This window comes from Idiomarina sp. 28-8 (assembly GCF_000320945.2).
GTDB classification, from domain to species: Bacteria; Pseudomonadota; Gammaproteobacteria; order Enterobacterales; family Alteromonadaceae; genus Idiomarina; species Idiomarina loihiensis.
This window is the reverse complement of the sequence record NZ_DF266791.1, coordinates 79,809-106,435: the sequence shown is the minus strand read 5'-3', so window position 1 is coordinate 106,435 and position 26,627 is coordinate 79,809. Positions and strand designations below refer to the sequence as shown.

Annotated in this window: 23 protein-coding genes and 1 riboswitch; of the genes, 15 read left to right on the top strand and 8 right to left on the bottom strand. The window is 45.4% G+C overall.

The window, feature by feature from the left end; all coding sequences use genetic code 11:
- Window positions 1-471, bottom strand: coding sequence for a hypothetical protein (locus tag RJ32_RS08390; protein ID WP_011234694.1), 471 nt, complete (start codon window positions 469-471; stop codon window positions 1-3).
- A 101-nt stretch (window positions 472-572) separates the two neighbouring features.
- Here RJ32_RS08390 and RJ32_RS08385 point away from each other — a divergent pair, with 101 nt between their 5' ends.
- From RJ32_RS08385 to RJ32_RS08370, 4 genes are all read left to right on the top strand, one after another.
- Entirely contained in the window at window positions 573-2,507 is a 1,935-nt protein-coding gene (locus RJ32_RS08385) for a PAS domain-containing protein (RefSeq protein WP_034821205.1), read from the top strand.
- Between the two features lie 61 nt (window positions 2,508-2,568).
- The gene (locus RJ32_RS08380) at window positions 2,569-3,405 is read left to right on the top strand and encodes a MoxR family ATPase (protein ID WP_034821203.1); all 837 of its coding nucleotides are present in this window, start codon (window positions 2,569-2,571) and stop codon (window positions 3,403-3,405) included.
- 8 nt (window positions 3,406-3,413) lie between these two features.
- Entirely contained in the window at window positions 3,414-4,583 is a 1,170-nt protein-coding gene (locus RJ32_RS08375; protein WP_034821201.1) for a VWA domain-containing protein, read from the top strand.
- Window positions 4,580-5,977 carry a phospholipase D family protein gene (locus tag RJ32_RS08370; RefSeq protein ID WP_034821198.1) on the top strand — a complete coding sequence of 466 codons (1,398 nt, stop codon included), beginning with the start codon at window positions 4,580-4,582 and terminating at the stop codon, window positions 5,975-5,977. Before RJ32_RS08375 ends, RJ32_RS08370 begins: the two co-directional genes overlap by 4 nt.
- Before the next feature lies 1 nt (window position 5,978).
- Here the strand turns inward: RJ32_RS08370 and RJ32_RS08365 are convergent, their stop codons facing one another.
- From RJ32_RS08365 to RJ32_RS08355, 3 genes are read right to left on the bottom strand one after another with little or no spacing between them, the layout of a single operon-like run.
- The gene (locus tag RJ32_RS08365) at window positions 5,979-7,793 is read right to left on the bottom strand and encodes a DUF885 family protein (protein WP_034821197.1); all 1,815 of its coding nucleotides are present in this window, start codon (window positions 7,791-7,793) and stop codon (window positions 5,979-5,981) included.
- A 16-nt stretch (window positions 7,794-7,809) separates the two neighbouring features.
- A complete protein-coding gene (locus RJ32_RS08360; RefSeq protein WP_034821194.1) occupies window positions 7,810-8,688 on the bottom strand; it encodes an MBL fold metallo-hydrolase in 879 nt (292 codons plus the stop codon).
- Window positions 8,685-11,597 carry a diguanylate cyclase gene (locus RJ32_RS08355; RefSeq protein WP_034821191.1) on the bottom strand — a complete coding sequence of 971 codons (2,913 nt, stop codon included), beginning with the start codon at window positions 11,595-11,597 and terminating at the stop codon, window positions 8,685-8,687. Before RJ32_RS08355 ends, RJ32_RS08360 begins: the two co-directional genes overlap by 4 nt.
- A 136-nt stretch (window positions 11,598-11,733) precedes the next feature.
- Between RJ32_RS08355 and RJ32_RS08350 the strand changes: the two genes are divergently transcribed.
- The 6 genes from RJ32_RS08350 to RJ32_RS08325 all read left to right on the top strand — a co-directional run bounded on the left by RJ32_RS08350 (window position 11,734) and on the right by RJ32_RS08325 (window position 17,291).
- Window positions 11,734-12,783: an NAD(P)-dependent alcohol dehydrogenase gene (locus RJ32_RS08350; protein WP_011234686.1), complete on the top strand. Its 1,050-nt coding sequence runs from the start codon at window positions 11,734-11,736 to the stop codon at window positions 12,781-12,783.
- Between the two features lie 44 nt (window positions 12,784-12,827).
- A riboswitch (Lysine riboswitch) is annotated at window positions 12,828-13,005 on the top strand.
- Between the two features lie 97 nt (window positions 13,006-13,102).
- Complete coding sequence (lysC, locus tag RJ32_RS08345) at window positions 13,103-14,443, top strand: lysine-sensitive aspartokinase 3 (protein ID WP_034821188.1); 1,341 nt, start codon at window positions 13,103-13,105, stop codon at window positions 14,441-14,443.
- 81 nt (window positions 14,444-14,524) lie between these two features.
- Entirely contained in the window at window positions 14,525-14,869 is a 345-nt protein-coding gene (locus RJ32_RS08340) for a hypothetical protein (protein ID WP_011234684.1), read from the top strand.
- A gap of 85 nt (window positions 14,870-14,954) precedes the next feature.
- Window positions 14,955-15,752 (top strand): undecaprenyl-diphosphate phosphatase, encoded by a 798-nt coding sequence (locus RJ32_RS08335; RefSeq protein WP_034821184.1) that lies wholly within the window; start codon window positions 14,955-14,957, stop codon window positions 15,750-15,752.
- Between the two features lie 11 nt (window positions 15,753-15,763).
- Window positions 15,764-16,591, top strand: a complete 828-nt coding sequence (locus RJ32_RS08330) for an ion transporter (RefSeq protein ID WP_034821181.1) — start codon at window positions 15,764-15,766, stop codon at window positions 16,589-16,591.
- Window positions 16,575-17,291 carry a M48 family metallopeptidase gene (locus RJ32_RS08325; protein WP_034821178.1) on the top strand — a complete coding sequence of 239 codons (717 nt, stop codon included), beginning with the start codon at window positions 16,575-16,577 and terminating at the stop codon, window positions 17,289-17,291. The genes RJ32_RS08330 and RJ32_RS08325 overlap by 17 nt, the downstream gene beginning before the upstream one ends.
- Here RJ32_RS08325 and RJ32_RS08320 read toward each other — a convergent pair.
- Window positions 17,284-17,505 carry a hypothetical protein gene (locus RJ32_RS08320; protein ID WP_034821175.1) on the bottom strand — a complete coding sequence of 74 codons (222 nt, stop codon included), beginning with the start codon at window positions 17,503-17,505 and terminating at the stop codon, window positions 17,284-17,286. The genes RJ32_RS08325 and RJ32_RS08320 overlap by 8 nt on opposite strands.
- Window positions 17,506-17,697: 192 nt before the next feature.
- Here RJ32_RS08320 and RJ32_RS08315 point away from each other — a divergent pair, with 192 nt between their 5' ends.
- From RJ32_RS08315 to RJ32_RS08305, 3 genes are all read left to right on the top strand, one after another.
- The gene (locus tag RJ32_RS08315) at window positions 17,698-18,138 is read left to right on the top strand and encodes a VOC family protein (protein WP_034821171.1); all 441 of its coding nucleotides are present in this window, start codon (window positions 17,698-17,700) and stop codon (window positions 18,136-18,138) included.
- A gap of 89 nt (window positions 18,139-18,227) precedes the next feature.
- Window positions 18,228-20,453, top strand: a complete 2,226-nt coding sequence (locus RJ32_RS08310) for an NADP-dependent isocitrate dehydrogenase (protein ID WP_034821168.1) — start codon at window positions 18,228-18,230, stop codon at window positions 20,451-20,453.
- A 97-nt stretch (window positions 20,454-20,550) separates the two neighbouring features.
- Complete coding sequence (locus RJ32_RS08305) at window positions 20,551-21,027, top strand: hotdog fold domain-containing protein (RefSeq protein ID WP_181813900.1); 477 nt, start codon at window positions 20,551-20,553, stop codon at window positions 21,025-21,027.
- On the opposite strand, the gene RJ32_RS08300 is transcribed toward RJ32_RS08305, so the two are convergent.
- From RJ32_RS08300 to RJ32_RS08290, 3 genes are all read right to left on the bottom strand, one after another.
- The gene (locus RJ32_RS08300) at window positions 21,017-22,333 is read right to left on the bottom strand and encodes a M24 family metallopeptidase (protein WP_034821166.1); all 1,317 of its coding nucleotides are present in this window, start codon (window positions 22,331-22,333) and stop codon (window positions 21,017-21,019) included. The genes RJ32_RS08305 and RJ32_RS08300 overlap by 11 nt on opposite strands.
- Window positions 22,334-22,399: 66 nt before the next feature.
- Window positions 22,400-23,962: a peptide MFS transporter gene (locus RJ32_RS08295; RefSeq protein WP_011234676.1), complete on the bottom strand. Its 1,563-nt coding sequence runs from the start codon at window positions 23,960-23,962 to the stop codon at window positions 22,400-22,402.
- Window positions 23,963-24,080: 118 nt separating this feature from the next.
- Window positions 24,081-24,848, bottom strand: a complete 768-nt coding sequence (locus RJ32_RS08290; protein ID WP_011234675.1) for a TerC family protein — start codon at window positions 24,846-24,848, stop codon at window positions 24,081-24,083.
- A gap of 161 nt (window positions 24,849-25,009) precedes the next feature.
- On the opposite strand from RJ32_RS08290, the gene RJ32_RS08285 reads away from it, so the two are divergent.
- Together RJ32_RS08285 and prpB are read left to right on the top strand one after the other, a co-directional pair.
- Entirely contained in the window at window positions 25,010-25,699 is a 690-nt protein-coding gene (locus RJ32_RS08285) for a GntR family transcriptional regulator (RefSeq protein ID WP_011234674.1), read from the top strand.
- Entirely contained in the window at window positions 25,696-26,574 is an 879-nt protein-coding gene (gene prpB / locus RJ32_RS08280; RefSeq protein WP_034821163.1) for a methylisocitrate lyase, read from the top strand. Before RJ32_RS08285 ends, prpB begins: the two co-directional genes overlap by 4 nt.
- Window positions 26,575-26,627: the final 53 nt, after the last annotated feature.

Here is a 26,627-nt window from a genome sequence, read left to right as displayed (position 1 = left end):
CTACAAACCATGAACATCGAAACTGGCATCACAAATTTGTTCAAAGCGCTCGGCGGCAAGCTGACGGGCGCTGTTTAATTGCCTTGCCGTAAGCTGGTGTAGAAAACCATCAATGATTTTAGCCGCTTCGCTTTCACCGGCGCGATCCGCTAGCGTTAGCCAGCAACAAGCGTGAAATATACTTTCTGGTAAATCCTTGCCTTGCAAAAACATTTGTCCTAAATACAACATGGCCTTGCTGTGGCCAAATAACGCGGCGCGCCGAAAGTGCTTGGCGGCTTCAAACCCTTGTCCGGTTTTAAGTAAGTCTGCGGCTCGCACATAATGATGTTTTGCAAAACGTTGCCAGTATTCAGGCCCCCGGATAGTTGGCTTCTGTCGACCAGGCAAACGGGTTTGCGCCAACTCTATGAGTTGATCAACTTGTGTCAGTAGAGCTGTTTGCCATTCATTGACGTTTGCCTGAGTCATTCGGATGTCGTTGTTTTTATGTTATCGTTTTTGCCAGTGTACACCAAGTTGCTACTGCGGCAAACTGGTTGCAAGAAAGCCTTTAAAGTGAGTCCGAATAAATGCCAACACGTATTTCCAATGAAAACCTCGCAGCTCTGCTGAATGTGGGAAGTCATTTAAGTCTGTTTATTTGGGAGGATGCTCCGGGGTGGCCAGTACGTTTTGTTTCAGACAACATACAAGACCTTTTAGGCTATAAAAAAACGCGCTTAGAAAGCCATGAAATTCAGTACCGGGATCTCATTAATCAGGACGATTTGCCCCGTGTCATGGAGGAGGTCAATTCACTTCTTAGCAAGGAATCCGGCTCTTCATTGACTCATCAGGATTATCGGGTAAAGCATGCTAAAGGACACGATGTATGGGTATCTGATACAACGGTACTATTACGATACGAAGATGGTAAGAACCATCTTTATGGTTACTTGATTGATGTGACTGAACGTAAACAGTTGCAAATTGCGCTCGAGATGGAGCGTAACCGATTACAGCTTATTTTAGATGCGACCCGTTTAGGTACCTGGGAATGGAACCCGCAAACCGGCGTTACTATTTTTAACCAACGCTGGGCTAGTATGTTTGGCTGGGATGTCTGCGAGTTGGAAACGAATGTAGAAAGCTGGTCGAGTCGTTTGCACCCTGAAGATTACGACGACGTATGGCAGGCGATTAAGAATCACCTGGACGGAGTGACTCCTTTCTATGAAAGCCTTCATCGCATAAGGCATCGTGACGGTCATTGGGTTTATGTACTGGACAGAGGAAAGATTATAGAGCGGGACAACCAAGGCCGGGCCATTCGCTACACCGGAACGGTTACCGATGTCACAGAACAGAAAAAAGCCGAGTTGAATGCGTTAAAAGCCGCTCATGCAAAAAATGTGTTTCTGGCGAATATGTCACACGAAATTCGAACCCCTCTACACGGTATACTGGGTATCGCCTCTGTGTTGGAGTCAACAGACCTCAATCCATATCAGCAGCAATTACTGGGTACAATAAAGAACAGCGGCGACTATCTGCTGACAACGTTGAATGATGTGCTCGATTTAACCCAGGCCGAAGAAGGGCAGCTAAAAGTCAAAAGAGGTGTTCACTCGCCGGCAAAAGTGTTGGGCCATGTTATTCAGCTGTTTGAACAGCCTGTAAAAGATAAAGGTCTGGAATTTATTATCGATATTGATGCTGATATTCCGGAGCGAACATTAATGGATCGGGCTCGTATTGCCCAGGTGATCAGTAATTTAGTCAGTAACGCTTTAAAGTTTACCGAGCGAGGCTCTATAGCGATTAAAGCAAGTTGGGAAGTTGATAGCGAAAAACAAAGCGAAGGCGACCTTATCGTAAAAGTACAGGATACCGGAGTTGGTATTTATGATACTCAGCGTATTTGGCAACTTTTTGAGCAAGAGCAGGATGGGTTAAACCGTCCGGAAGGCGGCAGCGGACTGGGGCTTGCCATAGTACGTAACCTGGTGCAGTTATTAAGCGGCACGATTCAGGTGGACAGCGAGCCTGAACAGGGATCCTGCTTCACGCTCTGCATACCAATGAGCGTTCAGTCTGAAAGCACACACCAACCGGAGCAAAATGTTCTGCCTAAGCTATCGAAAAAACAGGTGTTGGTCGTTGATGATAATAAAATCAACCAATTGATAATAAAAGAAATGCTGCTGTCACTTAACCAATATGTTGATTTGGTAAGCGATGCCCATAATGCGTTAAAGATGATGCAGGCCAGAGACTACGACGTACTCTTTATGGATCTTCATATGCCGCATATGGATGGTATGGAAGCAACCAGAGCGTTGCGGGATATGCACATTCACCAACCTTATGTGATTGCGCTTACCGCGGACGCTTACCCTGAGACACGCACTCAGGCGTTGCGTTCCGGTATGGACGATTACGTGACAAAACCCTTTGTCAAAGCCGATATAGCCAGAGTGCTTGAACGCTTTGATATGCTGTTATCCAGAAAGCCCACTGATTAGCACCGCCAGAGTGTGTGTTGTATCATAGACTCAGTTTCAAGCTTAATGTAAGGGATATAGAATGGATTTTAGCAGTAGCTCTCAGTATGTCGTGTCGCAAGAACTGGCGACAGCCGTTAACGCCGCCGTAACGCTAGAGAAACCTTTATTACTGAAAGGCGAGCCGGGCACAGGCAAAACTCGCCTTGCCGAGGAACTGGCAAATGCTTTAGATACCCAGTTACTGCAATGGTCAATTAAATCCACAACGAAAGCACAGCAGGGCTTGTACGAGTACGATGCTGTCTCTCGTTTACGTGATAGTCAGCTGGGCAGTGAAAAAGTACACGAGATTAGTAATTATATTCGCCCCGGTAAATTGTGGCAGGCGTTTACCGCGGAGAAGCGTCCCGTTCTGCTCATTGATGAAATCGATAAAGCGGATGTTGAGTTTCCGAATGACTTATTGCACGAGCTGGATCAAATGGCGTTTCACGTTTATGAAACCGGTGAGCAGATTAAAGCCGAGCAGCGTCCCATTGTGCTGATTACCTCGAACAATGAAAAAGCCTTGCCCGATGCGTTTTTACGCCGCTGCTTTTTCCACTACATTCAGTTTCCTGACAGCGACACATTAAAAGCCATTGTCGATGTACACTTCCCTGATTTACATCGTGATTTACTGGATACCGCGCTAGCGTTGTTTTTTGAGTTGAGAGATGTGCCCGGGCTAAAGAAAAAGCCGTCGACATCGGAGTTACTGGACTGGTTACGCTTGTTATTGGTCGAAGATATTGATGCCAATGAATTGCGTAAAAGCCGTGAACAGGGCGGCTTGCTGCCTTTATCTGGTGCTTTACTCAAGCACGAACAAGATGTGGAGCGCTTAGCTGAATACGCTCGCATTCAACGGCGCTAATTCACTCTATGTTTATTGATTATTTCCAAACCCTGCGGCGGCACGGGCTAAAAACCAGTATTACCGAATGGCTGGATTTACTCAGTGCCATGAAAGCAAACTTAGCGTTTGCCGATGTGGAGCAATTTTATTATTTATCGCGACTTATTCTGGTAAAAGATGAGTCCCAGTATGACAAATTCGACCGTGCCTTCAGCGAATATGTGGATAAAGTTGCCAAGGTTGATGTGACTGAGAAAATCCCGGGAGACTGGCTGGAAAACGCGTTGAAACGCAACTTGAGCGATGAAGAAAAAAGCAAAGTTCAGCAGTTGGGCAGTCTGGATGAGCTCATGAAAACTTTTCAGGAGCGCTTAAAAGAACAGCAAAAGCGTCATCAGGGCGGCTCGAAGTGGATAGGTACAGGCGGAACTTCGCCTTTTGGAGCGTATGGTTATCACCCCGGTGGTATCCGCATTGGGCAGGACGGTAACCGTAATCGCAGTGCGGCGAAAGTATGGGACAAGCGCGAATTCCGTGATCTGGATGACAATGCCCGGCTTGAGCAGCGCGGTTTTCAGGTGGCGCTCAGAAAGCTACGTCAGTTCGCCCGCACCGGTGCCGCGACTGAACTTGATTTAAACAGCACCATTGAAGCCACTTCAAAAAAAGGTGGTCTACTTGATTTGAAGTGGCAGTCCGAGCGTCATAATGCGGTTAAAATTATTCTACTGTTAGACGTTGGCGGTTCAATGGACGACTATGTTTACCAGTGCGAGCAATTGTTCACCGCGTTAAAAAACGAGTTCAAGCATCTGGAGTTGTTTTACTTTCATAACTGCGTATATGAAGGCGTGTGGCGGGAGAATTCACGCCGGCGCGAGGAGCAAATTCCGACTAAACAGTTAATCCAGACTTACGGCGAGGACTATAAGCTGTTGTTTGTCGGCGATGCTACTATGGGGCCGTACGAGATAGCGTATCCGGGGGGCAGTGTAGAACACTGGAATGAAGAGCCCGGCGAAGCCTGGATGAACCGTTTAACCCGTCACTTTGACAAAGTGGCCTGGCTTAACCCGCAGCCAGAAAAACATTGGCGTTATTATATGTCGGTTAGAATGATACATGACATAGTGGATGGAAGAATGTACCCATTGACTCTCGAAGGGCTTGAAAGGGCGATGAGTGGATTGCGATGACACCTTTACTGCCCGCGGCGTGCCCGGACAATCAGTTTCAATTGCTGGAAAATGCTCACCGGGCGCTGATTGAACGGGTGAGGTTAATACGTCAGGCCAGGCATCATATTGCGTTACAATACTATTTGTGGCGCCCCGACAGCAGTGGCCTCACTCTGCTTAAGGAATTACTGGATGCCGTCGAGCGTGGCGTGCGGGTCGACCTTCTGCTGGATGATTTGCACAGCAAACCTTTAGAACCTTTATTGCGAGATTTATCCTCCCGCGCTAATTTCAATATTAGGCTTTTTAATCCGTTTAAGCACAGACGCTGGCGCTGGCTAAACTGGTTAACCGACTTTAAGCGCATGAATCGGCGAATGCATAATAAATCGATGCTGGTCGATGCGGAAGTGGGGATTGTCGGTGGGAGAAATGTTGGTAACGAGTATTTTGGTACACATGCCGGACAACTGTTTTCCGATCTTGATGTAATAGCGAAAGGCAAAATCGTTAAGACGTTACTTGATGACTGGCGGCAATACTGGAACTGCACTTTATCGGTTGCGGTTAACGCAATAAGCTCGTCGGATAAACCGAGATTGTTTAACGATATTTGGAAAGGTTATCAAAAACAACCGGAACTTCGAGATTTACACCAGTTTGTTCTTTCTGACGAACACTTGACAGACACTCCCCAGAGCGACGCTGAAACTTGGTATCAGGCAACCGCAACGGTTGTCAGTGATGATCCTTTAAAGGCTCTGCCTGATAGTAAGCCGAGCCGGTTGGTGACGCAGCAGTTAACGCAAACTCTTGGCTTGGCAAAGCAATCTATTGTTTTGGTTTCTCCTTATTTTGTGCCGACGCCTACAGGTGTTAAAGAGCTGGAGAATTTGTCGGAGCAGGGAGTAAAAGTTCGCGTGCTGACTAATTCACTGGCAGTGACAGATGTCCCGGCCGTACATGCGGGCTACCAGCGACACCGACGAAGGCTGTTGTTGTCAGGTGTAAAACTGTTTGAGCTGAAACGAACCGAGGAAAAACCTTTACGCAAAGATGTGCGTCCTTATTTCAGACGCTCGGCGTCTAGCCTGCATGCTAAAACCGTGACAGTGGACAGTGAGAAAGTCTTTGTTGGATCATTTAATTTTGACCCGCGTTCTGCGCAAATTAACACAGAGTCGGGGCTTTTAATTGAGTCAGCGGAGATGGCAGAGAGAATTAACGCGATGTTTGAGCACGAACTACCGCTGCGATCGTATGAGGCTCGACTCAACCGTTTTTATAAACTGTATTGGCTGGATAAAAGTAAAATACCGGCGTTACGGCTCTACAAAGAGCCGGGAGCCGGTATTTGGCGACGGTTGGCGGTTTGGTTAACCGCCAGGTTGCCGGTTGATCATTTACTCTAGCTTATAGTTGTTGGGCAACCCAACGTTTCACTTTACGCTCAAGTACGGTAAGCGGAACAGCTCCGTCCTCTAGTACCACTCGGTGGAAGGCTTTTATATCAAAGTTCTCACCGAGCTTTCTCTCTGCGTCGCGACGCAATTCACTAATTTTTAGCTGCCCAATTTTGTAAGCCAGCGCTTGTCCCGGCAGTGCCATAAAACGTTCTGCCTCAGACACCGCTCTTGCTTCGGCTACCGGTGCGTTGTCGTACATGTAATCCAATACCTGCTGACGGCTCCAGCCTTTTGCATGAATACCGGTATCCACTACTAGCCGAATAGAGCGCCAGAGTTCGGCCGCAAGCTGACCAAAACGTTGGTATGGGTCATTATAAAGTCCCATGTCGTAGCCCAAAGATTCAGAATAAAGCCCCCAGCCCTCGGTATAGGCAGTTTCCCGGCCAAACTTACGAAACTTGGGTAAGTCTTCCAGTTCTTGTTGTATCGAAATCTGGAAGTGGTGTCCTGGAGCGGCTTCGTGCAGAAACAGCGCGGTTTTAGCCCAACTGGGACGAGACGATAAGTCGTAAGTGTTCAGGTAGAAAATGGCCGGACGTGAATTATCTGTAGGGGCTGCCTGATAAGACCCTGAGCTCGCCGATTGTTCGCGAAACTCTTCAACTTTACGAATTTCGTATTCGGCTTGAGGGAAGATATCAAACAATTTATCCACGGTATTATCAACGGAACCGCGTAAAGAACGGTAATCCTCCAGCATTTCATTTCTGCTTTCGTAAATGAATTGCTCGTCGTTGGTCATGAAATCGAAGAACGACTGTAAATCGCCTTCAAATTCCGTTTCTTCCATAATGTCGCGCATTTCATCATGAATACGGGAAACTTCGTCTTTACCTATTTTATGGATGCGATCAGCACTGAGCTCTGTCGATGTATTGGCTTTTATTTGATAGTCATACCAGCCCTTGCCGCCGGGGAGTTGCCCCAGACCAAAGCTCTCGGTGCGAGTTTCCGGCAAGTACTCGTTACTCAGGTAATCGCTCAGCTTCTGGTAAGCGGGGATGACCGTATTGGTAATAATGTCGCGGTACTGTTTACGAATAGCATCGGCATCGGTGTCTGCAATGTCGTCTGGTAACTCAGTAACAGGTCGCCAGAAAATACTCTCGGTGACATCCTCTGTAATTTGAGCCTCAATTTGAGGAATGGCTTTTTCAATTAACACCCGGGGTTGAACAATATCCTGTTCAACGCCTTTTTTCATGTTCTCAATGGCCTGATCAAACAGTCTTGGGATTTTCTCCATGCGACTGGCCCAGGCACGATAATCTTCGGCTGTATCAAAAGGTTGTGCTGAAGTACCTGATGCCAGCATCGCAAGTTGTCCGGCTATATTATAAAACTGGTTAATAGGTATCAGGTGGTCAGGGTATTGAGCTCCCTCAATGGCTAACTCGCGGTTATGTTTAAAGATTTCGTAGCTGATTCTTTCAGCGCGTGGTAATTGCTCTGCGTTTATCTTCTTAACTTGCTCTAGATAGCGAGTTTCTAACTGGAGAGAGCTAGTCCGGTGACTTTCAGAATAAAAATTAGGTAACTGGTCATTGTAGCGGTCATCACCAATGTAAGTAGCTAATAAAGGGTTTAGCTGCAGTTGTTCATCAAAGTAGTTATTATAAATCTCTTTTAACTGCTCTGTTTGAGACGTTTGTTTGATTGTACTCTTTTGTGATTCAGCGTTTTGTCCTGCTTGCTGGGGTTGGCCACAACCGGCCATAAGCAGCGACAATGAAATAGCGAGAGTGGTTTTCTTTATCATGTTAAATACCTGCTGATTACAAGCGATTCAGTGGAACCTTCAGATAAACAGTGCCGTTATCTTCTGCCGGTGGAAGCTGTCCGGCGCGAATGTTTACCTGAATTGACGGGATAATGAGTCGGGGCATATTTAGCGTCGCGTCACGTTCTTCACGCCATTTCACAAACTGGTCTTCAGTGGCTTTGCCGCCGACATGAATGTTATTTTGCTTTTGATCCGCTATCGACGTTTTACATTGATGCTGACGTTCTTCCGGCGGGTAGTCGTGGCAAATATACACTTCGGTGGTGTCTTCCAATTCAAATAATTTCTGAATAGAACGGTAGAGGGTATTGGCACTGCCACCCGGAAAATCGCATCGGGCAGTGCCAACATCGGGGTTAAAAAGTGTGTCGCCGACAAACACTTTGTTTTCATTAATTACGTAGGCGATATCTGCGGGTGTGTGTCCCGGTGTATGTATCACCCGAATTGTCATTGACCCAAGGTGAAAGGTTTCACCATCTTGCAGAAGTTTGTCAAAATGCTCGCCGTTAGGGAGAAACTCTTTATCCAGGTTATAAACCTGCTTAAACGTTTTCTGCACTTCTGTAATGTGTTCACCAATAGCAATAGGTGCCTGAAGATGTTCTTTTAAATAAGGCGCCGAGCTTAAGTGATCAGCATGAGCGTGAGTTTCTAATAACCAAGCAACATTAAGCTTATTGTTTTTTACAAACTCGATAATACGGTTAGCACCTTCGGTATAGGTTTTCCCGGAGGCATAGTCAAAGTCGAGCACCGGATCAATAACAATGGCGTCTTTACTTTCTGAATCGTAAACTACATAGCTGAAAGTTTCGCTGTCGTTATCTAAAAACGCCTTAACCTGAATTTTCTCTACTTCTTCACTCATGGTTTTGACTCCACACGGTTGCGGCCTTCACTCTTGGCCTGGTACAGAGCTTTATCTGCAGCAACTAGTAAACTTGAATGGTCAGCATAGTCGTAGCTGCTGGCTACGCCAATACTAACGGTAATCTTCATATCTTCAACCAAGTCATCAAAGAGGGTTGTAGCAATACGTTCGCGCATTCTCTCACTGGCTTCTCTGGCAATTTCCAGTTCAGAGTTGGTAATGAGAACCGCAAATTCTTCGCCACCCCAGCGGGCAACGTAGTCTATGTCGCGTATTTCATCATTTAAAGTTTCGGCCAGACGAATAAGCACTTTATCACCGATAGTATGCAAATAGCGGTCATTAACCTCTTTAAAATAATCGACATCAATAATAGCCAGGCTTAAATAGGTTCCGTCGCGGCGACAACGATTAAGTTCATGCTGCAACCGCTCATCAAAGGCTCGGCGGTTCCCCAGGTTAGTTAAGGGATCTTGTCGAGCCATGGTTTCCAGGTCGGCGGTTTTCTCTTTGACCATTTGTTCGAGTTGCAAACGGGTTCTGTTGTATTGATTAAGGCGCGCTCGAACGATAACCAGAACCAGCAGGGCAGTGATTAAAGAGGCAATAATCCAGAACCAGGGTTGCATCCAAAAATGAGCGGACTGCCGAAATGAAAAATAGTCGGGCTGACTCCACTGGCCTCCGGGGTATCTTGCCCTTACCTGAAAAACATAGTCTTTGACCGGCAAAGTCGTGTATTCAACTGAATTGAATGAGTTTTTATCCACCCAGTCTTCGTCAAAACCTTCTAAGCGTACCTGATAATCAATGTGTTCAGCCATAAGGTAACCGGGAGCAACAAACTCAAATACAATACGATCAGTATCTGCGCTCAACTCTTCGCCAAAAATGACCGGTTCATTGTCTGCTTTTACCGATTCAATATTGACTTCCGGAGGGAGGTTACCAATTTCGGTGATGGTATTTGGGTCGACGACCGAAATACCTTTGCTTGTCGCCAGCCAGATGCGTCCATCGGAACTTTCGAGAATTGAAGGGCCGCCCGTATTAATTTGAGCACTTTCAAGACCATCAACTTCGGTATAGCGCTGAAAGTCGAGCGTGTCTGCTTGCCCGTTTAAAACCTCTGTAAATGAGTCGTGTTCCACCATGATAGGCCCCCGGCTTGAACCAAGCCAAAGGTTCCCATCGCCGTCAAAAGCAACGGACATAAAATTATCGAAAGGAAGCCCTGTGTCACGATTAAAAATTTGCCAACTATTCTTATTGATATTGTGAACAATAAGTCCACGGTCGGTTGCAAGCCAGAGGTAGTCGCCCCGTTCCGTAATATGAAAAGCGAGTTGCGCATTATTAAGGTGAGTTAAGTCAATGGGGGTTATTTGATAATTAAAACCCTCTTCTTTGGCGACAATTTCTATTTGAGCGACACCGGCGCCGGAGCTGACCCAAAGTTTTTCGTTCTTATCCAAATACAGTGCCATGACAAAGTCATTAGACAGTACATCTTCTAAAGGGATATGCTGCGATACCCAAGTGCTTTGCGTATTTTGATACAAATGGGTGACGCCATTTGGTGTGGCTAGAAAAATTCCGAGTTGCTCATCGACTGCAATTTGCCGCACTTCATTTGATTGGAGCAAGCCATCACTAGTGAAATGTCTGGTAATGTTTTCCCCATCCCAGATATAAAGACCGTCAGTGTAACTGCCAATGTAGAGTTTTTGCTCATCGTCATAAGCCAGAGACAATACGGACAAATTGCTTAATAGGGTGTCTGCAGCCAGCGGAGAGATATCGAATTCATCAATAACAGATACTCCAACACTGGAGCCTACAATAATTGCGCCATCCTTATTTTCAGCTATTGCTCTGACGTAGTCTCCTGTAAGGCCATTTTTAGTCGTATAAGAGGCAAATAAGGAGTCTCTGAACTGCACTAGACCGCCGTGTGTTGCTACCCAAAAGCTGCCTTCTTTGTCTTGAATAATGTCGAGTACGTGGTTATTAGGTAAGCCCTGTTTAGTGCTAAGTCTTTCGATACCCGATTGATTTATTCTTAGCAGTCCATCCTGATAGGTTCCTAACCAAATTTGGTCGTCGGCAGTCTGGAAAATAGTGCTTATTCTGCTGTCAATTTCAGGTTTAAAAGGTTCAAACTCGGTATCATTAACCTGTTTATAAAGGCCTTTCTCTGTACCGACGAGTAAACGGTTATCGTTTAGCTCGAATAAAGTGATGATAACGTCCTCTGGAATCGTTGTTATATCGATAAACCTCGATTTACCCGCCTTTTTAACCTGCAAACCTTTATTCGTTGCGGCCCATAGGTTTCCATCGGAATCAACAAAAGAGTCAAAAATGAACATGGAATCTAAACCATGTTCGGTGGTGAACTGAGCAATACGTTCATTATTTTTATAAACAAGTATGCCAAGCGTTGAGGTGGAGACCCAGAGATTACAGTTTCTATCAATGGCTAAATCGTTGACAAAAGGAGGAGCTGACTGAAGCGTTTGCCAGTGGCCATCATAAAAACGGGCAATACCGCCGCGGTTACCGGCAACATAAACGCTGCCATCGCAAGGGCTATAGGCTAAGGTGTACATACCTATATCGGGTAATCCGGTCTCGCGTAAATTATCATAGATGTCAAAACGACGGCCGTTAAAGCGGGTCGGCCCCTGCCAGGTAGCAAACCATAAATAGCCTTTATCATCTTGAATAATTTCGTTGATAGAGTTGTGAGGCAAACCATCGCGGGTTTCCCAGTGTCGAATCAAATAGTCGCTCAGTGGACGTATTTCATTTTCTGCACTATTTTCATCAACAAAAGCTGCCGCCACTGATACCTTCAGAGACAGAAACAGGGTAACCAGCAGTAAGGAAAAGTGATACTTCATAGGTCTTCAATTATTGAACAGCATTTTTGAATGGTATGTTGTCCCTGACTGGGTTGCAATAACTCAAAAGGACTACAATCTAAAAAATGAATTGATGAGTACATTAGTGTGATAAATCAAATGAAAGGAGCAACAAATGACCAAAGCCTATGCCGCACAATCGGAAACTTCTGAGTTAGCGCCTCACCCAATAGAACGTCGTGAGCTGCGTAGCGACGATGTTGCTATTGATATCACTTACTGTGGCGTATGCCATACCGATATTCATTATGCAGAAAACGACTGGGGTGGAACCATTTATCCGGTCGTGCCGGGGCACGAGATTATCGGCAAAGTCACGGCTGTCGGTGACAACGTGAAGGGGTTTAAAGTAGGAGACTCGGTTGGGGTTGGTTGCATGGTTGACTCTTGTCGCGAGTGCTCTTCATGTGAGCAGGGGCTGGAGCAGTACTGTCTGAATGGAATGGTTCCAACCTACAACGGTGAAGATCTACATGATAAAAGCGTAACTTACGGCGGCTACTCAGAAAAAATAGTGGTCAGTGACCGTTTTGTTGTGCGAGTGCCGGAAAAACTCGATCCGGCAAAAGCGGCACCGTTATTGTGTGCGGGCATTACCACTTACTCTCCACTGCGTCACTTTGGTGTAAAAGAAGGGCATAAAGTGGGCGTTATTGGCATGGGTGGCCTGGGTCACATGGGCGTCAAGTTCGCCAAAGCCATGGGTGCCGAAGTCACTATCTTCACCCGTTCGGAAAGCAAAGTTGCTGAAGCAAAACGGCAGGGCGCAGACAATGTCATCATCTCAACCGACGATGAGCAAATGGAAGCGGCCGCTGAGACTTTTGATTTCTTGTTGGATACCGTACCGGTGCAACATGATTTAAACCCTTATATTAACTGTCTTAAAGTTGATGGCACTCATATTCTGGTCGGTTTACTGGAACCTGTAGACCCAGCGTTGCAAGCCGGAGCTCTGGTAATGAAACGCCGGGTGTTGGCAGGGTCTTTAATTGGCGGTATTCCTGAAACTCAGGAAATGCTGGACTTCTGTGCGGAGCACAATATCCACTGCGATGTGGAAATGCTTGATATCCAGAATATTAACGAAGCTTTTGTACGTATGAAAAAAGGCGATGTGAAATACCGTTTCGTTATTGATATGGACACATTAAAACAGTCTTAAATCGCAAATGAATTGACCGCGCTTTATTTGGCGTGGTCTAATTCAGGCCGAGAAGAGGTGCGTACATCAGGGACTTTTGAGCTTAGGCCGCCAAAGCCAGATTTAAGTCGAAAGAGAGGGGATGTCACGCCGAGGTAATATTGTCATTTTGGCGCAATGTTGCCGGTTGCAGGGTTTGAACACCCGCAACTGTCACCTTTAAGGTGGAGAGCTTCTGGTGTTTGCGTCCCCCCATTAGTGGCTAAATCCAGCTACTGATATTTTTTCTGCAAAGCCTAAGTTCTCCGAACACTTTTGTTGTTTTGTTCGGGAGAAAACTGTGACTTTTACCGTTGCAAAGTTCGGAGGTACAAGCGTCGCTGATTACGCTTCAATGCTCCGTTGTGCTGAAATTATTCAAAGTAATCCATCTATCCGTCTGGTGGTTGTCAGTGCCTGTGCGGGTGTGACTAACCGTTTAGTAGCGATAGCAGCCCAACAGGGAATGCAGGTAGAAAAGCTATTAAATGAGATCTACGAGATTCATTTCGCTATTCAGAAAAAGCTCAAAAATGCCAGCCAGGTGCAAAAATCATTAGAGCAACTGCACCATAAACTCGCGCTTCATTGCCAAAAAACCACAGAAGGCCGAGCTTCATGGCGAGATGAGTTGCTGAGCTTTGGTGAACGTTGCTCAAGCCTGTTATTTTCCTCATTACTTGTTGAGCAGGGACTGCGCTCCAGTACTCTCGATGCCCGGCAGCTACTTAAAACCAACAGTGATTTTGGCCGCGCTCAGCCAGATGAAGTGACTACAAAATCTCATTGTCTGGAGCAGAAACAAAAGCTTGAGTCCGGATGTGTGCGGGTAACTCAGGGATTTATTGGTTCTGATGAAAATAACCAGACAACGACTCTGGGCCGCGGTGGAAGTGACTACAGTGCGGCGCTTTTAGCGGCAGGCTTTAATGCAACGGATTTACAAATTTGGACCGATGTTGCGGGCATTTATACTACCGATCCCCGAATCTGCCCCAGTGCACGTGCTATAGCGGAAATGAGCTTTTCTGAAGCAGCGGAGCTGGCCACCTTTGGGGCAAAAATATTGCACCCATCAAGCCTGGCTCCGGCAATAAAAAACGACATTCGCGTATTTATCGGTAACAGTCAGGATGCGCTTTCTGGCGGGACCTATATTTCTGCCAGTCCGACAAGCCGGCCCGATGTTCGCGCTATTGCGCTGCGCCGTGACCAGACTTTAGTGACTGTTCATAGCCTGAATATGTTGCATGCAAGCGGCTTCCTCGCAAGGCTTTTTGAAATACTGGCTCGGTATAACGTGAGTGTTGATTTGGTTACCACCTCAGAAGTTAGCATTGCGTTAACTCTGGATGAAGGCGGCAGTGCAGCGAATGGGCAGGCTTTATTACCGGCAGCAGCCCTGGAAGAACTGGAGCAATTTTGTCGGGTTGAAGTGGAAACAGGTCTATCTCTTGTTGCTATTATTGGTAACGGCATTGGGCGAGATGCACACATTAGTCAGCTGACTTTTAACACCGTTAATGATTATGCAGTGAGGCTAATATGTCAGGGAGCCAGCGAACATAACTTATGCTTTCTTGTCGCAGACAATGAAGGCGAGAATGTGATTCGCACTTTGCACGACATAATATTGCGTTAATAATGTGTAAATAATTGTCTATTTATTGTAAATATAAACTACAGTTAAAGAGATTCTGGCAACCAAATTCAGGTGATTATTATGAAACAACTGACATCGAAAACTCTGGCAATTACATCGGCTCTTTCCGTCGCTTCAGCAATGAGTATGGGGGCTGCTCAGGCAAATCCCTTTGAAGCCACAGAACTGTCATCTGGCTACGAAATGTCTCAACCACAGGAAATGAAGTGTGGCGAAGGTAAATGTGGCGAAGAGAAGAAAGAAAAATCTGAAGAGATGAAAGATAAAAGAGATATGAAAGACAAAGCTAAGGAAGGCAAGTGTGGAGAGGGCAAATGCGGCGAAGGAAAGCGTGGTGACGAAATGAAACATGAAAAGTCTGAGAAAAAAGGTGAAAAGTCAGAAGAAGGTAAATGTGGCGCCTAATCGCTTAATGTTACTTTCGTTCTAAGGACGAAACTGACTATAATGCTCGCTTTCTATTTGGGCAGAATGAAGGCGAGCATTTTTAATGGATTTCTTACAATCGATCATCCTGGGCATTATCCAGGGAATAACCGAATTTCTTCCAATATCCAGCTCTGCTCACTTAATTTTAATGCCTATACTTACCGGCTGGGACGATCAGGGTGTCGGCTTTGATCTTGCTGTTCATGTCGGTACTTTACTCGCCGTAATTCTGTATTTTCGCAAAGATGTCAGTGAACTCTTTATTGACGGACTTCGTTCTATTGCGGCACGCCAGCATGTTGGACAAAGCCGATTAGGTTGGGCTGTTGTTGTCGGAACTATACCTGCCTGCATTGCCGGAATATTGTTACTGGATTACATAGATACTGCGCTAAGGGCCGTAGGAGTTATCATAACCACTACGGTTGTGTTTGCTGTACTTTTGGCTGCTGCAGATAGATTCGCCCGGGGCAGCAGAACTTTGCAGGATATTGGTTTCAAAGACGCGATTATTGTTGGTCTTGCTCAGGCTGTAGCGCTTATTCCGGGAACCTCTCGCTCTGGAGCAACCATAACCGCCGGGTTGTTTTTAGGGCTAAACCGGGAATCAGCTTCAAAGTTTTCATTTTTTATGGCCATTCCAATTACGGCGGCGGCGGCTTTGGTAAAGTTATTAACCATAGCTTCAGAGTCTATAGCCGTAGATTGGTTAGGTTTTTTAGTTGGCGGTATTGTGTCTTTTTTAACCGCCATTACGGCTATTCACTTTTTCCTTAAGTGGCTGAATGCCTTTGGTATGTGGCCTTATGTTATCTACCGTTTCGTTTTAGCGGTTGTCTTGTACTTACTCTTTTTCTGAGCCGTCAGTTTATGTACGAAAACATTAAAAAACAGTTATTCTTACTGAAAAGTAATAAGCTTTTTGAAACACTGGTTGTGGCGGTGATCATCATTTCGGCGTTGGAAATTGGTGCGAAAACCTACGAATTGCCTGCTTTCGCTAACAGCCTGACCGTCGGTTTAGATCTTTTCATTACGCTATTTTTCTTAATTGAGATAACCATCCGTTTTATCGCTGAAGATAATAAAAAGGCGTTCTTCAAAGACGGCTGGAATGTGTTCGATACATTGGTTGTGTTGGTCAGTCTAATACCCATTAATGATTCCGAACTGGCTTTGCTGGCGCGACTGGTTCGAATCTTCCGGGTACTTCGTATGATATCCATCATTCCAGAGCTAAGAACGTTAATAAATTCTTTGTTAAAAGCACTGCCTCAGATGGGCTACGTGGTCTTGCTCATGTTCATTATCTTCTATATTTATGCGGCTGTTGGCAGCTACTTGTTCGCCGATATTAATCCGTTTCTATGGGACAACATTGCGACTTCAATGCTCACGCTGTTCAGGGTGATGACTTTTGAGGACTGGACAGACATTCAGTACGAAACCATGGAAGTTTACGGCTGGAGCTGGATTTACTATATGACCTTTATTTTCCTGACCGCTTTTGCGTTCTTGAATATGGTTATTGGTATTGTGATTAACGTCATGGATAAAGAGAGCCGGAAAATTGAACTTACTGAGGACGGCTTGGGTGAGGGCTTCGTGGACAAAGAACCTACTATAAGCGATTTGCAACAGGAAATTCGCGAATTAAAACAACTGATCGTGGCTCAGCAAGATGTCGAAAGAAAGTAAAAGCCTATACAGCGCAAAACTTCTTATTAACGATATTCCTGTTACGGTTAAAAGTAAGCGCATAAAAAATATGTATTTAAGGGTGCGTGCGCCTTCAGGCGATGTTGAAGTCTCAGCTCCTAAGCAGTGCTCGCTAAATGAAATTGAACGCTGGCTGTTTGAACGCCATGACTGGCTGATAAAGCAACGCCAACGAATTGCTAAACAACCAAGCCGGCCAGAACTTCAGTTTGTATCAGGAGAGGAACACAAGCTTTGGGGTAAAAGTCACACACTGGATGTTGCAGTTAAAAAGCGCGGAGCCTCAGTGAAATTTGAGGGTGAGCAGTTACAACTGGTTTCTCTGCCACATTACAATGCTGATAAACGTAAAAAGATTATGGATCGCTGGTATCGTGAGCAAATTACCCGGGAAGTTGAAGCTTTACTGGATATCTGGCAACCGCGAATGGGAGCATATAGTAATAGCTTTGGCATCAGGGCAATGAAAACCCGTTGGGGTAGCTGCAACATACGCAGCAAAAAAATATGGCTAAATTTAGAACTGGTTAAAAAACCGGTCGAGTGCCTGGAATACGTGCTAGTTCACGAACTTACACACCTGTTCGAGCGTTATCACAACGCGCGCTTCTACGCCTTGATGGATGAATTTCTCCCGGACTGGCGTGAACGAAAGAAGCTGACCAACCAGTTTATCTAAGCTCTTCACCTAGCTGATTCTGCGCAATTAGTCTGAATACATACGCCACTTTAAATAGACCGGCTAAGATCACTTGTGATAAATACAAAAAAACGAGCAGCATCAAAGGTAAGTTCTCTTCCTGAAACCAGGCCAGATAAAAAACAACGATTGAAAGCAATAAAAACACCCCCATAGAGGCATTAGAGGTTTGTAGAAGTTTACGTGGTTTCATCAGAAGCACTCCTAATGCATTTCAATACATACATATTAAATGCATCTTTAATTTAAATCAAGAAAAGGTTGGAAAGTGAACAAAATATTGATGAACCATTGCAGGCGTCCTATCCGTACTTTGAAGCGAAGAGTGTGTCGATCTTATTGAGCGTGGTGCAGAAGCTCTAATTGAACAAACAGGAGATTAGCGGTGCAATATTTACATACGATGGTGCGTGTACATGATTTGGAACAATCTTTAAATTTCTACTGTGATTTACTCGGTTTGCAGGAAGTCAGCCGCAAGGAGGTAGAAAAAGGGCGTTTCACCCTGGTTTTTTTAGCAGCGCCGGCTGACATTGAAAGAGCGAAGAAAGATCAGGCTCCCATGCTGGAGCTTACCTACAACTGGGATCCACAAACTTACCGCGGCGGCCGTAATTTTGGCCATTTAGCTTTTCGGGTTGAGAATATATACGAGCTTTGCCAAAAGCTGATGGATAACGGTGTCATTATCAACCGGCCACCGCGAGACGGCCATATGGCGTTTGTACGTTCACCGGACAATATCTCCATTGAGCTATTACAGAAGGGTGATAGCTTGCCGCCGGAAGAGCCGTGGACCTCCATGGAAAACATTGGCGAATGGTAATTAAAGGGCAGATCCTCTATAATCTGCGCGACAAAACTATGTAAGTAAATGAAGCAATTTTTACTTTGGTCCAATAAATAGGAATGACTATGTCGACTGATAAAGCAAAGATTATTTATACTGAAACGGACGAGGCGCCGCGTCTTGCAACCTATTCGTTTCTGCCTTTTATTGAAGCCTTTACTAAAGCTGCAGGTGTTTCAGTTGAGACTCGTGATATTTCTTTGGCTGGTCGTATTATTTCGCAGTTTCCGGAGTACCTGACCGAAGAACAACGTCAGTCAGATGCGTTAGCTGAACTGGGTGAAATGGCGAAAACCGCAGAAGCCAATATTATTAAGCTGCCAAATATCAGCGCGTCTATTCCGCAAATGACAGCCTGCATCAAAGAACTGCAAAATCAGGGCTACAAACTGCCGGATTACCCCTTTGATCCACAAACTGATGAAGAAAAAGACGTTCGTTCGCGTTACGACAAAGTGAAAGGCAGTGCGGTCAACCCTGTGCTGCGCGAAGGTAACTCTGATCGTCGCGCACCAAGCGCTGTAAAAAACTACGCGAAGAAGCACCCGCATCGTATGGGCGAATGGTCTAAAGACTCCAAGTCACACGTTGCTCACATGAATGAAGGTGACTTCTACGGTAGTGAAAAGTCTGTGACGTCTGCCAGCGATGACACCTTCAAGATTGTTTTTGAAAATAATGGTGAGCAAAAAGTACTGAAAGAATCTGTACCAGTATTGGCTGGTGAAGTAGTTGACGCAGCTACTATGAGCAAAAAACAACTACAGGCGTTTTTTGAAAAAGAAACTGTAGCGGCAAAAGAGCAGGGCGTATTGCTGTCACTGCACTTGAAAGCCACCATGATGAAAGTCTCTGACCCAATCATGTTTGGTCACGCGGTACGTGTTTTCTATAAAGATGTTTTAGAAAAACACGCCGATTTAATGAAAGAGATTGAATTTGACCCAAGCAACGGTATTGGTGACCTTTATGGCAAGCTGGACAAGCTAACTGCAGAGCAACGCGATGCTATTGAAGCAGACATGAACGCGGTTTACGCGAAGCAGCCTGAACTGGCTATGGTGAACTCGCACAAAGGTATCACTAACCTGCATGTCCCAAGTGACATCATCATCGACGCATCTATGCCAGCGATGATCCGTGACTCTGGTAAAATGTGGGATACCAACGATAGCCAGCAAGACGCAAAAGCAATGATCCCGGATCGCAGCTATGCTGGCGTTTATCAGGAAACCATCGACTTTTGCCGTGAAAACGGCGCCTTTGATCCGTCAACTATGGGCACAGTGCCTAACGTTGGCTTAATGGCGCAAAAAGCAGAAGAGTACGGTTCGCACGATAAGACTTTTGAAATTCCGGCTGACGGTGTTGTCAAAGTGTATAATAAAGCCGGTGATGTTGTTTTCGAACACAACGTGGAAGAAGGTGATATCTGGCGCATGTGTCAGGTGAAAGACGCACCGATTCGCGACTGGGTTAAGCTAGCAGTTAATCGTTCACGCTTAAGCGGTATGCCGGCGGTATTCTGGTTAGACAGCAACCGTGCCCACGATGCTCAATTGATTCAGAAAGTGGAAGAGTACTTAAAAGAGCACGACACTGATGGTCTGGACATTCAGATCATGGCTCCGGTTGAAGCCACTCGCTACACCCTACAGCGTGTGAAACAAGGTAAAGACACAATTTCTGTTACCGGTAACGTACTGCGTGACTACCTGACTGACCTGTTCCCAATTCTGGAACTGGGCACCTCAGCGAAAATGTTGTCTATTGTTCCGTTAATGAACGGCGGTGGTTTATTTGAAACCGGTGCCGGCGGTTCAGCGCCTAAGCACGTACAGCAGTTTGTAGAAGAGAACCACTTACGTTGGGACTCTTTAGGTGAATTTTTGGCGTTAGCTGCTTCTCTTGAGCACCTAAGCCGTACCTTTGATAATAAACGTGCTTTAGTGTTGGCCGACAGCTTAGATGTGGCAACAGCTAAGTTCCTGGAAGAAAACAAATCACCATCGCGTAAAGTTGGTGAAATTGATAACCGGGGTTCACACTTCTACCTGGCTATGTACTGGGCAGAAGCACTGGCTAACCAGAACGATGACGCTGAGCTGAAAGAGCGTTTCAGTAAGTTGTATGAAAAACTGTCTGGTAACGAGCAGGCGATTATCAACGAGCTGAACGAAATTCAGGGCGTTAAAGTAGACATTGGCGGTTACTACAAGCCAAATACAGATAAGGTTTCAGCAGCAATGCGTCCTTGTTCAGTGTTAAATGAAACACTTGGCAGCTTATAGTTTACATAGTGTAAACTAAGCTATAAGTTTAAGAAGCAGGCTTCGGCCTGCTTTTTTTATATCAATAAACTGTATGTACTAAACCCTATTCGGAGTAATGATTGTGGCCAGTGGCAACTACCTGATTAATTTATACGAACGCTGCTTAAAACTGCCTTTTGGACGTAAGGTTTTCTCGACAATGTTTGCCCGAAAAGCGCCTTACTTTAAAACGATTAAACCGCTAATTACTGAATTAAAACCGAACTTTTGTCAGCTAGTTTTCAAAAAACGTAAATCAGTACAGAACCACATAGGCACCGTGCATGCCATTGCTGTGTGCAACGGTATGGAAATGGCAATGGGGGCATTAGCCGAAGCATCTATTCCTAAACATCTGCGTTGGTTACCGAAAGGTATGAATGTGCAGTATCTGGCGAAAACTGACAGCGATGTGACCATAGAAGCGTCTAGCTCAGAGTCCACCTGGCAATCGGGCGATCAGCCTATATCCGTAGAAGCAAAGCGTAGCGACGGCACGGTTGTAGCCGCCGGGCACATTACTATTTATGTTTCGGAAAAGCCTAATCGATAAGATGAAAGGACTCCTGTCTGCCGTTTAAGTAGCTAACACCGTCACCATCAAAAAATGCATCTTCTTCCAGCATGATGGTGATGCCTTTATCCTCAAATGTGGTTTTGTTATTAAGCTCTATAGAATAAGCCGTATTGGAAAATAACGGGTATTCTCCTCCACCTGGTATCGCGTGCTGTTTATCCCACATGCCAATGGTAGGCCCTGATCCATGGCCGTAATAACCAATAGGGTGGGTATAAATCATAGGTTCCAGGCCTTTGCCCCTAGCTTCTTCTAAAGCCGCTAACAAAATATCATTGCCTGAATGTTTTTCTTTAAACTGCTTAGTCAAAATATCCTGTAGTTGATTGGCGTTGGCTAATGCCTGTTTTAGGGGGGCAGGTGCGTCTGACTCACCTTCTTTTAAAACATAGGCGTGTTGTTGAGTATCGGTGTTTAAACGCAGATAAGTAATACCAAAATCGACATGAAGTAAGTCGCCGGGCTGTATGGTAATTCCGGTTGAGCGTGGATGTCCAGGTTGAGGATCATCGACACGTTGCACACTCACTGAAGGATGGAACCAAACTGGCAGGTTTTCTTCCGCCGCCCGTTCGCGGAACCACCACTGGAGATCTTCGGTGGTGGTCTCACCAACTGAAACAACCTTGCTGGAAAAACCTTCCGCTATAATTTGATGGGCTAACTTAACGGCATTTCGATAATAGGGCAGTTCGGCCTTTATTCGCTTTTCAAGCCATGAAACGGCAAGCGGCTCCGCACTGACAATTTTATTCTTTAAATTATCCGGTAAAACAGCCATGAAAAGGGCTTTATCCGTTGCTGTAACCCCGTCGGCCTGAGCGAAATCTTTCGACTGGTTAATCGCAATAGTATCTGGGTTACGCTCGGTAATAATTTCTGTCAGGCGTTGCCATTGATCAGGCTGCAGCTCCGGGTTCCATGCACTTTTAAACACTTTACCCACGTCATATCGGGCTATTGCTAAAGTTTCCAGCTTTTCACCGTTGCCCGGGTTATGGATAACCAGAATAGTTCGGCGCCTGGCGGATAACCAATCGCTGGTAAGAAAGGTTCTAAGCACTGGGTCTTCGTTGTACTCGCGACTTATTAATACCCACATATCAATGTCATTTTGTTGCATTAACTCAGGGAGTAGTTGCTGTACTCGTTTCTGAAGAAGATCATCAATAACCTCTGCACGTTGTTTAAGAGGTAGGGGGGTTATATTTTCAGCAAACAGATTAGCGGAAAAGGCAGTACTGCAAGTTAGGCCGGCGAGGAGAATGATGTTTTTTAGCATAGTGCTACCGATATTAAAAAAGGGACCTGAAGGTCCCTTTCTAGCAGTTTTTTACAAAGAAGTGAATTATGGTTTGCCGACAGGCTCATTAGCATCAATGACAGCACCTGGGTGGTCATCATTGTCAGCATTATCGTCGTCAGGTGGGAGTTTTTCCCATTTACGGGTAAACAGAGCAAGTACAAATACAATAGCACCAACAGTGACACCAAATAAGAATATGGTCCAGAATAGCTCAGGCATCGCCGCAGGATTTTCAGGATCTAACCCGCCAGCAAGAATACCGGCTACGACGTTACCGACAGAGTAGGTGAGTACAAATATCCCCATCATCTGACCGGCCATGCGTTTGGGTGATAACTTACTGACAGCACTTAACGCGACTGGACTTAAGCACAGCTCACCGACGGTATGAATAAAGTAAACGGCAACCAGCCAATAAGGAGCTACCTTCAATCCACTGGCAGCCGCTTGAGAAGCAAAGAACATGACGATGAAACCGGTGGCCATAATGATGAGACCAATCGCACTTTTGAAGCCATACGACGGGTTAATCATGCGTTTGCTCAAATTAATCCATAGCGCTGCAAAAAATGGCGACATGATGACCAGAAAAATTGAGTTAAGCATTTGGAACCAAGTCGTGGGGATCTCAAAGCTTCCTACCATTCGGTCTGTTAAGTCACGAGCAAACAGGTTAAATGAAGAGCCCGCTTGTTCAAAACCTGCCCAGAACATGGTCGATGCGATACACACTAGAAATAGTGCTCCCAGTCGCTTCATTTCATTTTTGGTTAGTTTACCGAATAAGAAAATACTAGCGTAATATCCGAAGAAAATAACCGTAAATACAATAGCAACATTACTGGCGACAACGATGGGATCAATAATAATAATGCCATTTAATGCAAGTGCTGTAATGATTGCTAAGCCCGCTAACAGTACCCCGATAACGATCCAGCTGCGTTTCATTCCGGCAGCGCTTAGAGGTTTAGGAGGTTTTGCCCCCACACCTTTTAGCTTTGGTAAGGTTAATCGATACTGAATAAGGCCCAATGCCATACCAACTGCTGCAGCACCAAAGCCCCAGTGATAACCCGCTTCTACTTGCAAATAGCCTGTTACCAGATACCCAATGATGGAACCAAAATTAATACCCATGTAATACAGGGTATAGCCACCATCACGTCGATCGTCATTGGGACCGTAGAGCTGTCCAACCATTGCTGTGATGTTTGGTTTTAATAAGCCAGTGCCCAGAACGACTAAAATCATGCCGATAAAAAAGCTGGCTGTACTTGGTATTGCTAAAACAATGTGACCTAACATAATCACAATGCCGCCATACCATGTCGCTTTTTGCCCACCTAATAAACGGTCAGATATCCAGCCGCCGGGCAGGCCCATAAAGTAAACGGCACCAGTATATAAACCATAAATAGCTGTGGCAGAGGCTACCGTTAAAGCTAAACCACCTTCTTGTAAGCTTGCGGTCATAAAAAGAACCAGCAATGCGCGCATACCGTAGTAACTCATGCGCTCCCACATTTCGGTAAAAAACAGGGTTTGTAAGCCCCCTGGTTGTCCGAAAAAACTTGCGTCTTTGTCGACTATTTTTGTTGGATCCATTGTTATTATCCGTTTAGTTATTGAAACTTTGGTCCTGTTCGACTTTGGTATAAGTCAAAAAAAGTGGCGTTACTTTACTAGCGACCGCCGTGAAATAAAACCGAAAACGATGAAATACTCAATTTTTAGGATGTTTATCTCCCGGTATACCCTTGCGCAACTCCACTGGTTTCGGCTTTTTGCGGTTAGATCGTATTTTAAGATTGAGCATTTCAACTGCAAGAGAGAACGCCATAGCGAAATAGACATAGCCTTTAGGTACGTGAAATCCGAATCCTTCGCCAACTAAGGTCATGCCTATTAAAATTAAAAAGCTAAGAGCCAACATTTTAATGGTCGGGTGTTTGTCGACAAAATCGCTGACCGACTTTGCTGCCACCAACATGACACCTACCGAAATAATTACGGCAATGACCATAACACTTAACTGTTCAGCCAGGCCAACAGCTGTAATGACTGAATCCAGCGAAAAAACAACGTCCAGAATGGCTATCTGTATAAGAATGCCGATAAAAGAAGCGGCGACAGGGGATTTTTCTGTTTGCGAATCACCTTCCAGTGCATGGTGAATTTCTAACGTGCTTTTTCCAAGAAGAAATAAACCACCTAACAGCAAGATTAGATCGCGCCCTGAAATTTCCTCTGCAAAGATACTGAATAGCGGATCGGTAAGAGTCATTACCCATGTTAGGGAAAAGAGCAGGAGTAACCGCGTGCCCATAGCCAGACCTAAGCCTATGGTGCGGGCTTTGTCTCGTTGATGCTCAGGTAGGCGCCCAACTAAAATGGAAATAAAAATGATGTTATCAATACCCAGCACAATTTCTAACGCGGTTAAGGTTGCCAGCGCAATCCAGGCTTCTGGCATGGTAATCCATTCGAACATGTTGATCTCTGTAGTCCTGATAAAGTGATAGTTGCTATATTGAAAGGTATTAGTGATAAAAACAATCGATTTTAGATTGTCGACAATTTAATTTAGTTCGCCTTGCAAATATCGGTTTTTTCGTGGAAAATAGCTAAATCAATAATTACTGTCGACAATTAATGCAAATAGTCAGCCCTTTAGAACGTTCCGCCATTACTTCATCAGACCGCGTTTTGTTTGAAATACAGCGCGCTATTGTCGAAGGAGATATTGCGGCGGGTTGCAAAATTAGCGAACCGGAGCTTGCCCGGCGTTTCAATGTCAGCAGAGCGCCATTGCGTGAAGCTTTAGCCAGACTTGAGCGTTGCCATCTTATTGAACGAATTCCGAATGCGGGTGCCAGAGTGGTTACCCTGTCTCTGGAAGGATTAATTTCGTTATATCAAATACGGGAAGAGCTTGAAGGCCTGGCCTGTCGTTTAGCGGCAGAGCAAATGCCCGACAATGAAATTGACGAGTTAAGGCAGCTTTTAGATAAGCATCTGCAAACTCAGCGGGTTCGTGAAGGTGAGAGTTACTATCAGGAAGCCGGTGATTTAGATTTTCACTATCGCATTATACTCGGCAGTAAAAATCAGTATTTAATTAATATGCTTTGCGACGAACTCTACTATCTTGTCCGTATGTATCGAGTACAGATGGGTATGAATGGCCCGAGAGTTTCGCGCGCCTTCGATGAACATAAAGCCATTATTAATGCTATTGCTAATCGCGATGGTGAATTGGCCGATCTGCTAATGCGCCGGCATATTGGCGCGTCTCGTAAAAACATTGAATTACGGTTACAAACAGAAAAGGAAACATCATGACTCATATGACAAGCCCGGGTGCTAAGTTGCGCCAAGCTATTGCCGACGAAAATCCTTTACAGATTGTTGGCACCATTAACGCCTACACAGCAATGATGGCAGAAAAGGTTGGGCACAAAGCGCTATACCTGTCTGGCGCTGGGGTAGCGAATGCGTCTTTCGGTTTACCTGACTTAGGCATGACCTCGTTAAATGATGTTTGTGAAGACATTCGCCGTATTACTGCAGCAACCGATCTCCCTTTGTTAGTTGATGCTGACACAGGCTGGGGCGGCGCTTTTAATATTGCCCGTACCGTTCAGGAAATGACACGTGCCGGTGCTGCCGGAATGCACATTGAAGACCAGGTGGCTCAAAAGCGCTGTGGCCACCGCCCAAATAAAGAAATTGTGACGCAGGAAGAGATGGTTGACCGAGTGAAAGCAGCCGTAGATGCACGTATTGACGACCAGTTCCTTATTATGGCGCGTACTGATGCACTACAACAACAAGGTCTGGAGGCCGCTATTGAACGTGCACAGGCTTGTGTGGATGCCGGCGCTGATGCCATTTTTGCAGAAGCCGTTCATACGCTTGATCAATATAAAGCCTTCACCGAAGCCTTGAATGTACCGGTTCTGGCCAATATCACTGAATTTGGCGCTACGCCATTGTTTAATAAACAGGAGTTAGCTGATGTTGGGGTGGAAATTGTTCTTTACCCCTTAAGTGCATTCCGGGCAATGAACAAAGCCGCACTTAACGTCTACAATAGTATTTTAGAGAATGGCGATCAGAAAGCCGTTATTGATGACATGCAGACTCGCGCAGAGTTGTATGAATTTTTGAATTATCACGACTTTGAAGAAAAACTCGATCAATTATTTAAAAAGTAGCCTGACATTCATGTCAGGTGAGATATCGTTCCTGACGTAAACGTCAGGCTACG

Excerpts from the sequence above, each read along its gene's own strand:
- RJ32_RS08390 (WP_011234694.1), bottom strand. The coding sequence starts at position 471 with ATGACTCAGGCAAACGTCAATGAATGGCAAACAGCTCTACTGACACAA.
- RJ32_RS08385 (WP_034821205.1), top strand. The coding sequence starts at position 573 with ATGCCAACACGTATTTCCAATGAAAACCTCGCAGCTCTGCTGAATGTG.
- RJ32_RS08380 (WP_034821203.1), top strand. The coding sequence starts at position 2,569 with ATGGATTTTAGCAGTAGCTCTCAGTATGTCGTGTCGCAAGAACTGGCG.
- RJ32_RS08375 (WP_034821201.1), top strand. The coding sequence starts at position 3,414 with ATGTTTATTGATTATTTCCAAACCCTGCGGCGGCACGGGCTAAAAACC.
- RJ32_RS08370 (WP_034821198.1), top strand. The coding sequence starts at position 4,580 with ATGACACCTTTACTGCCCGCGGCGTGCCCGGACAATCAGTTTCAATTG.
- RJ32_RS08365 (WP_034821197.1), bottom strand. The coding sequence starts at position 7,793 with ATGATAAAGAAAACCACTCTCGCTATTTCATTGTCGCTGCTTATGGCC.
- RJ32_RS08360 (WP_034821194.1), bottom strand. The coding sequence starts at position 8,688 with ATGAGTGAAGAAGTAGAGAAAATTCAGGTTAAGGCGTTTTTAGATAAC.
- RJ32_RS08355 (WP_034821191.1), bottom strand. The coding sequence starts at position 11,597 with ATGAAGTATCACTTTTCCTTACTGCTGGTTACCCTGTTTCTGTCTCTG.
- RJ32_RS08350 (WP_011234686.1), top strand. The coding sequence starts at position 11,734 with ATGACCAAAGCCTATGCCGCACAATCGGAAACTTCTGAGTTAGCGCCT.
- RJ32_RS08340 (WP_011234684.1), top strand. The coding sequence starts at position 14,525 with ATGAAACAACTGACATCGAAAACTCTGGCAATTACATCGGCTCTTTCC.
- RJ32_RS08335 (WP_034821184.1), top strand. The coding sequence starts at position 14,955 with ATGGATTTCTTACAATCGATCATCCTGGGCATTATCCAGGGAATAACC.
- RJ32_RS08330 (WP_034821181.1), top strand. The coding sequence starts at position 15,764 with ATGTACGAAAACATTAAAAAACAGTTATTCTTACTGAAAAGTAATAAG.
- RJ32_RS08325 (WP_034821178.1), top strand. The coding sequence starts at position 16,575 with ATGTCGAAAGAAAGTAAAAGCCTATACAGCGCAAAACTTCTTATTAAC.
- RJ32_RS08320 (WP_034821175.1), bottom strand. The coding sequence starts at position 17,505 with ATGAAACCACGTAAACTTCTACAAACCTCTAATGCCTCTATGGGGGTG.
- RJ32_RS08310 (WP_034821168.1), top strand. The coding sequence starts at position 18,228 with ATGTCGACTGATAAAGCAAAGATTATTTATACTGAAACGGACGAGGCG.
- RJ32_RS08305 (WP_181813900.1), top strand. The coding sequence starts at position 20,551 with ATGATTGTGGCCAGTGGCAACTACCTGATTAATTTATACGAACGCTGC.
- RJ32_RS08300 (WP_034821166.1), bottom strand. The coding sequence starts at position 22,333 with ATGCTAAAAAACATCATTCTCCTCGCCGGCCTAACTTGCAGTACTGCC.
- RJ32_RS08295 (WP_011234676.1), bottom strand. The coding sequence starts at position 23,962 with ATGGATCCAACAAAAATAGTCGACAAAGACGCAAGTTTTTTCGGACAA.
- RJ32_RS08290 (WP_011234675.1), bottom strand. The coding sequence starts at position 24,848 with ATGTTCGAATGGATTACCATGCCAGAAGCCTGGATTGCGCTGGCAACC.
- RJ32_RS08285 (WP_011234674.1), top strand. The coding sequence starts at position 25,010 with ATGCAAATAGTCAGCCCTTTAGAACGTTCCGCCATTACTTCATCAGAC.
- prpB (WP_034821163.1), top strand. The coding sequence starts at position 25,696 with ATGACTCATATGACAAGCCCGGGTGCTAAGTTGCGCCAAGCTATTGCC.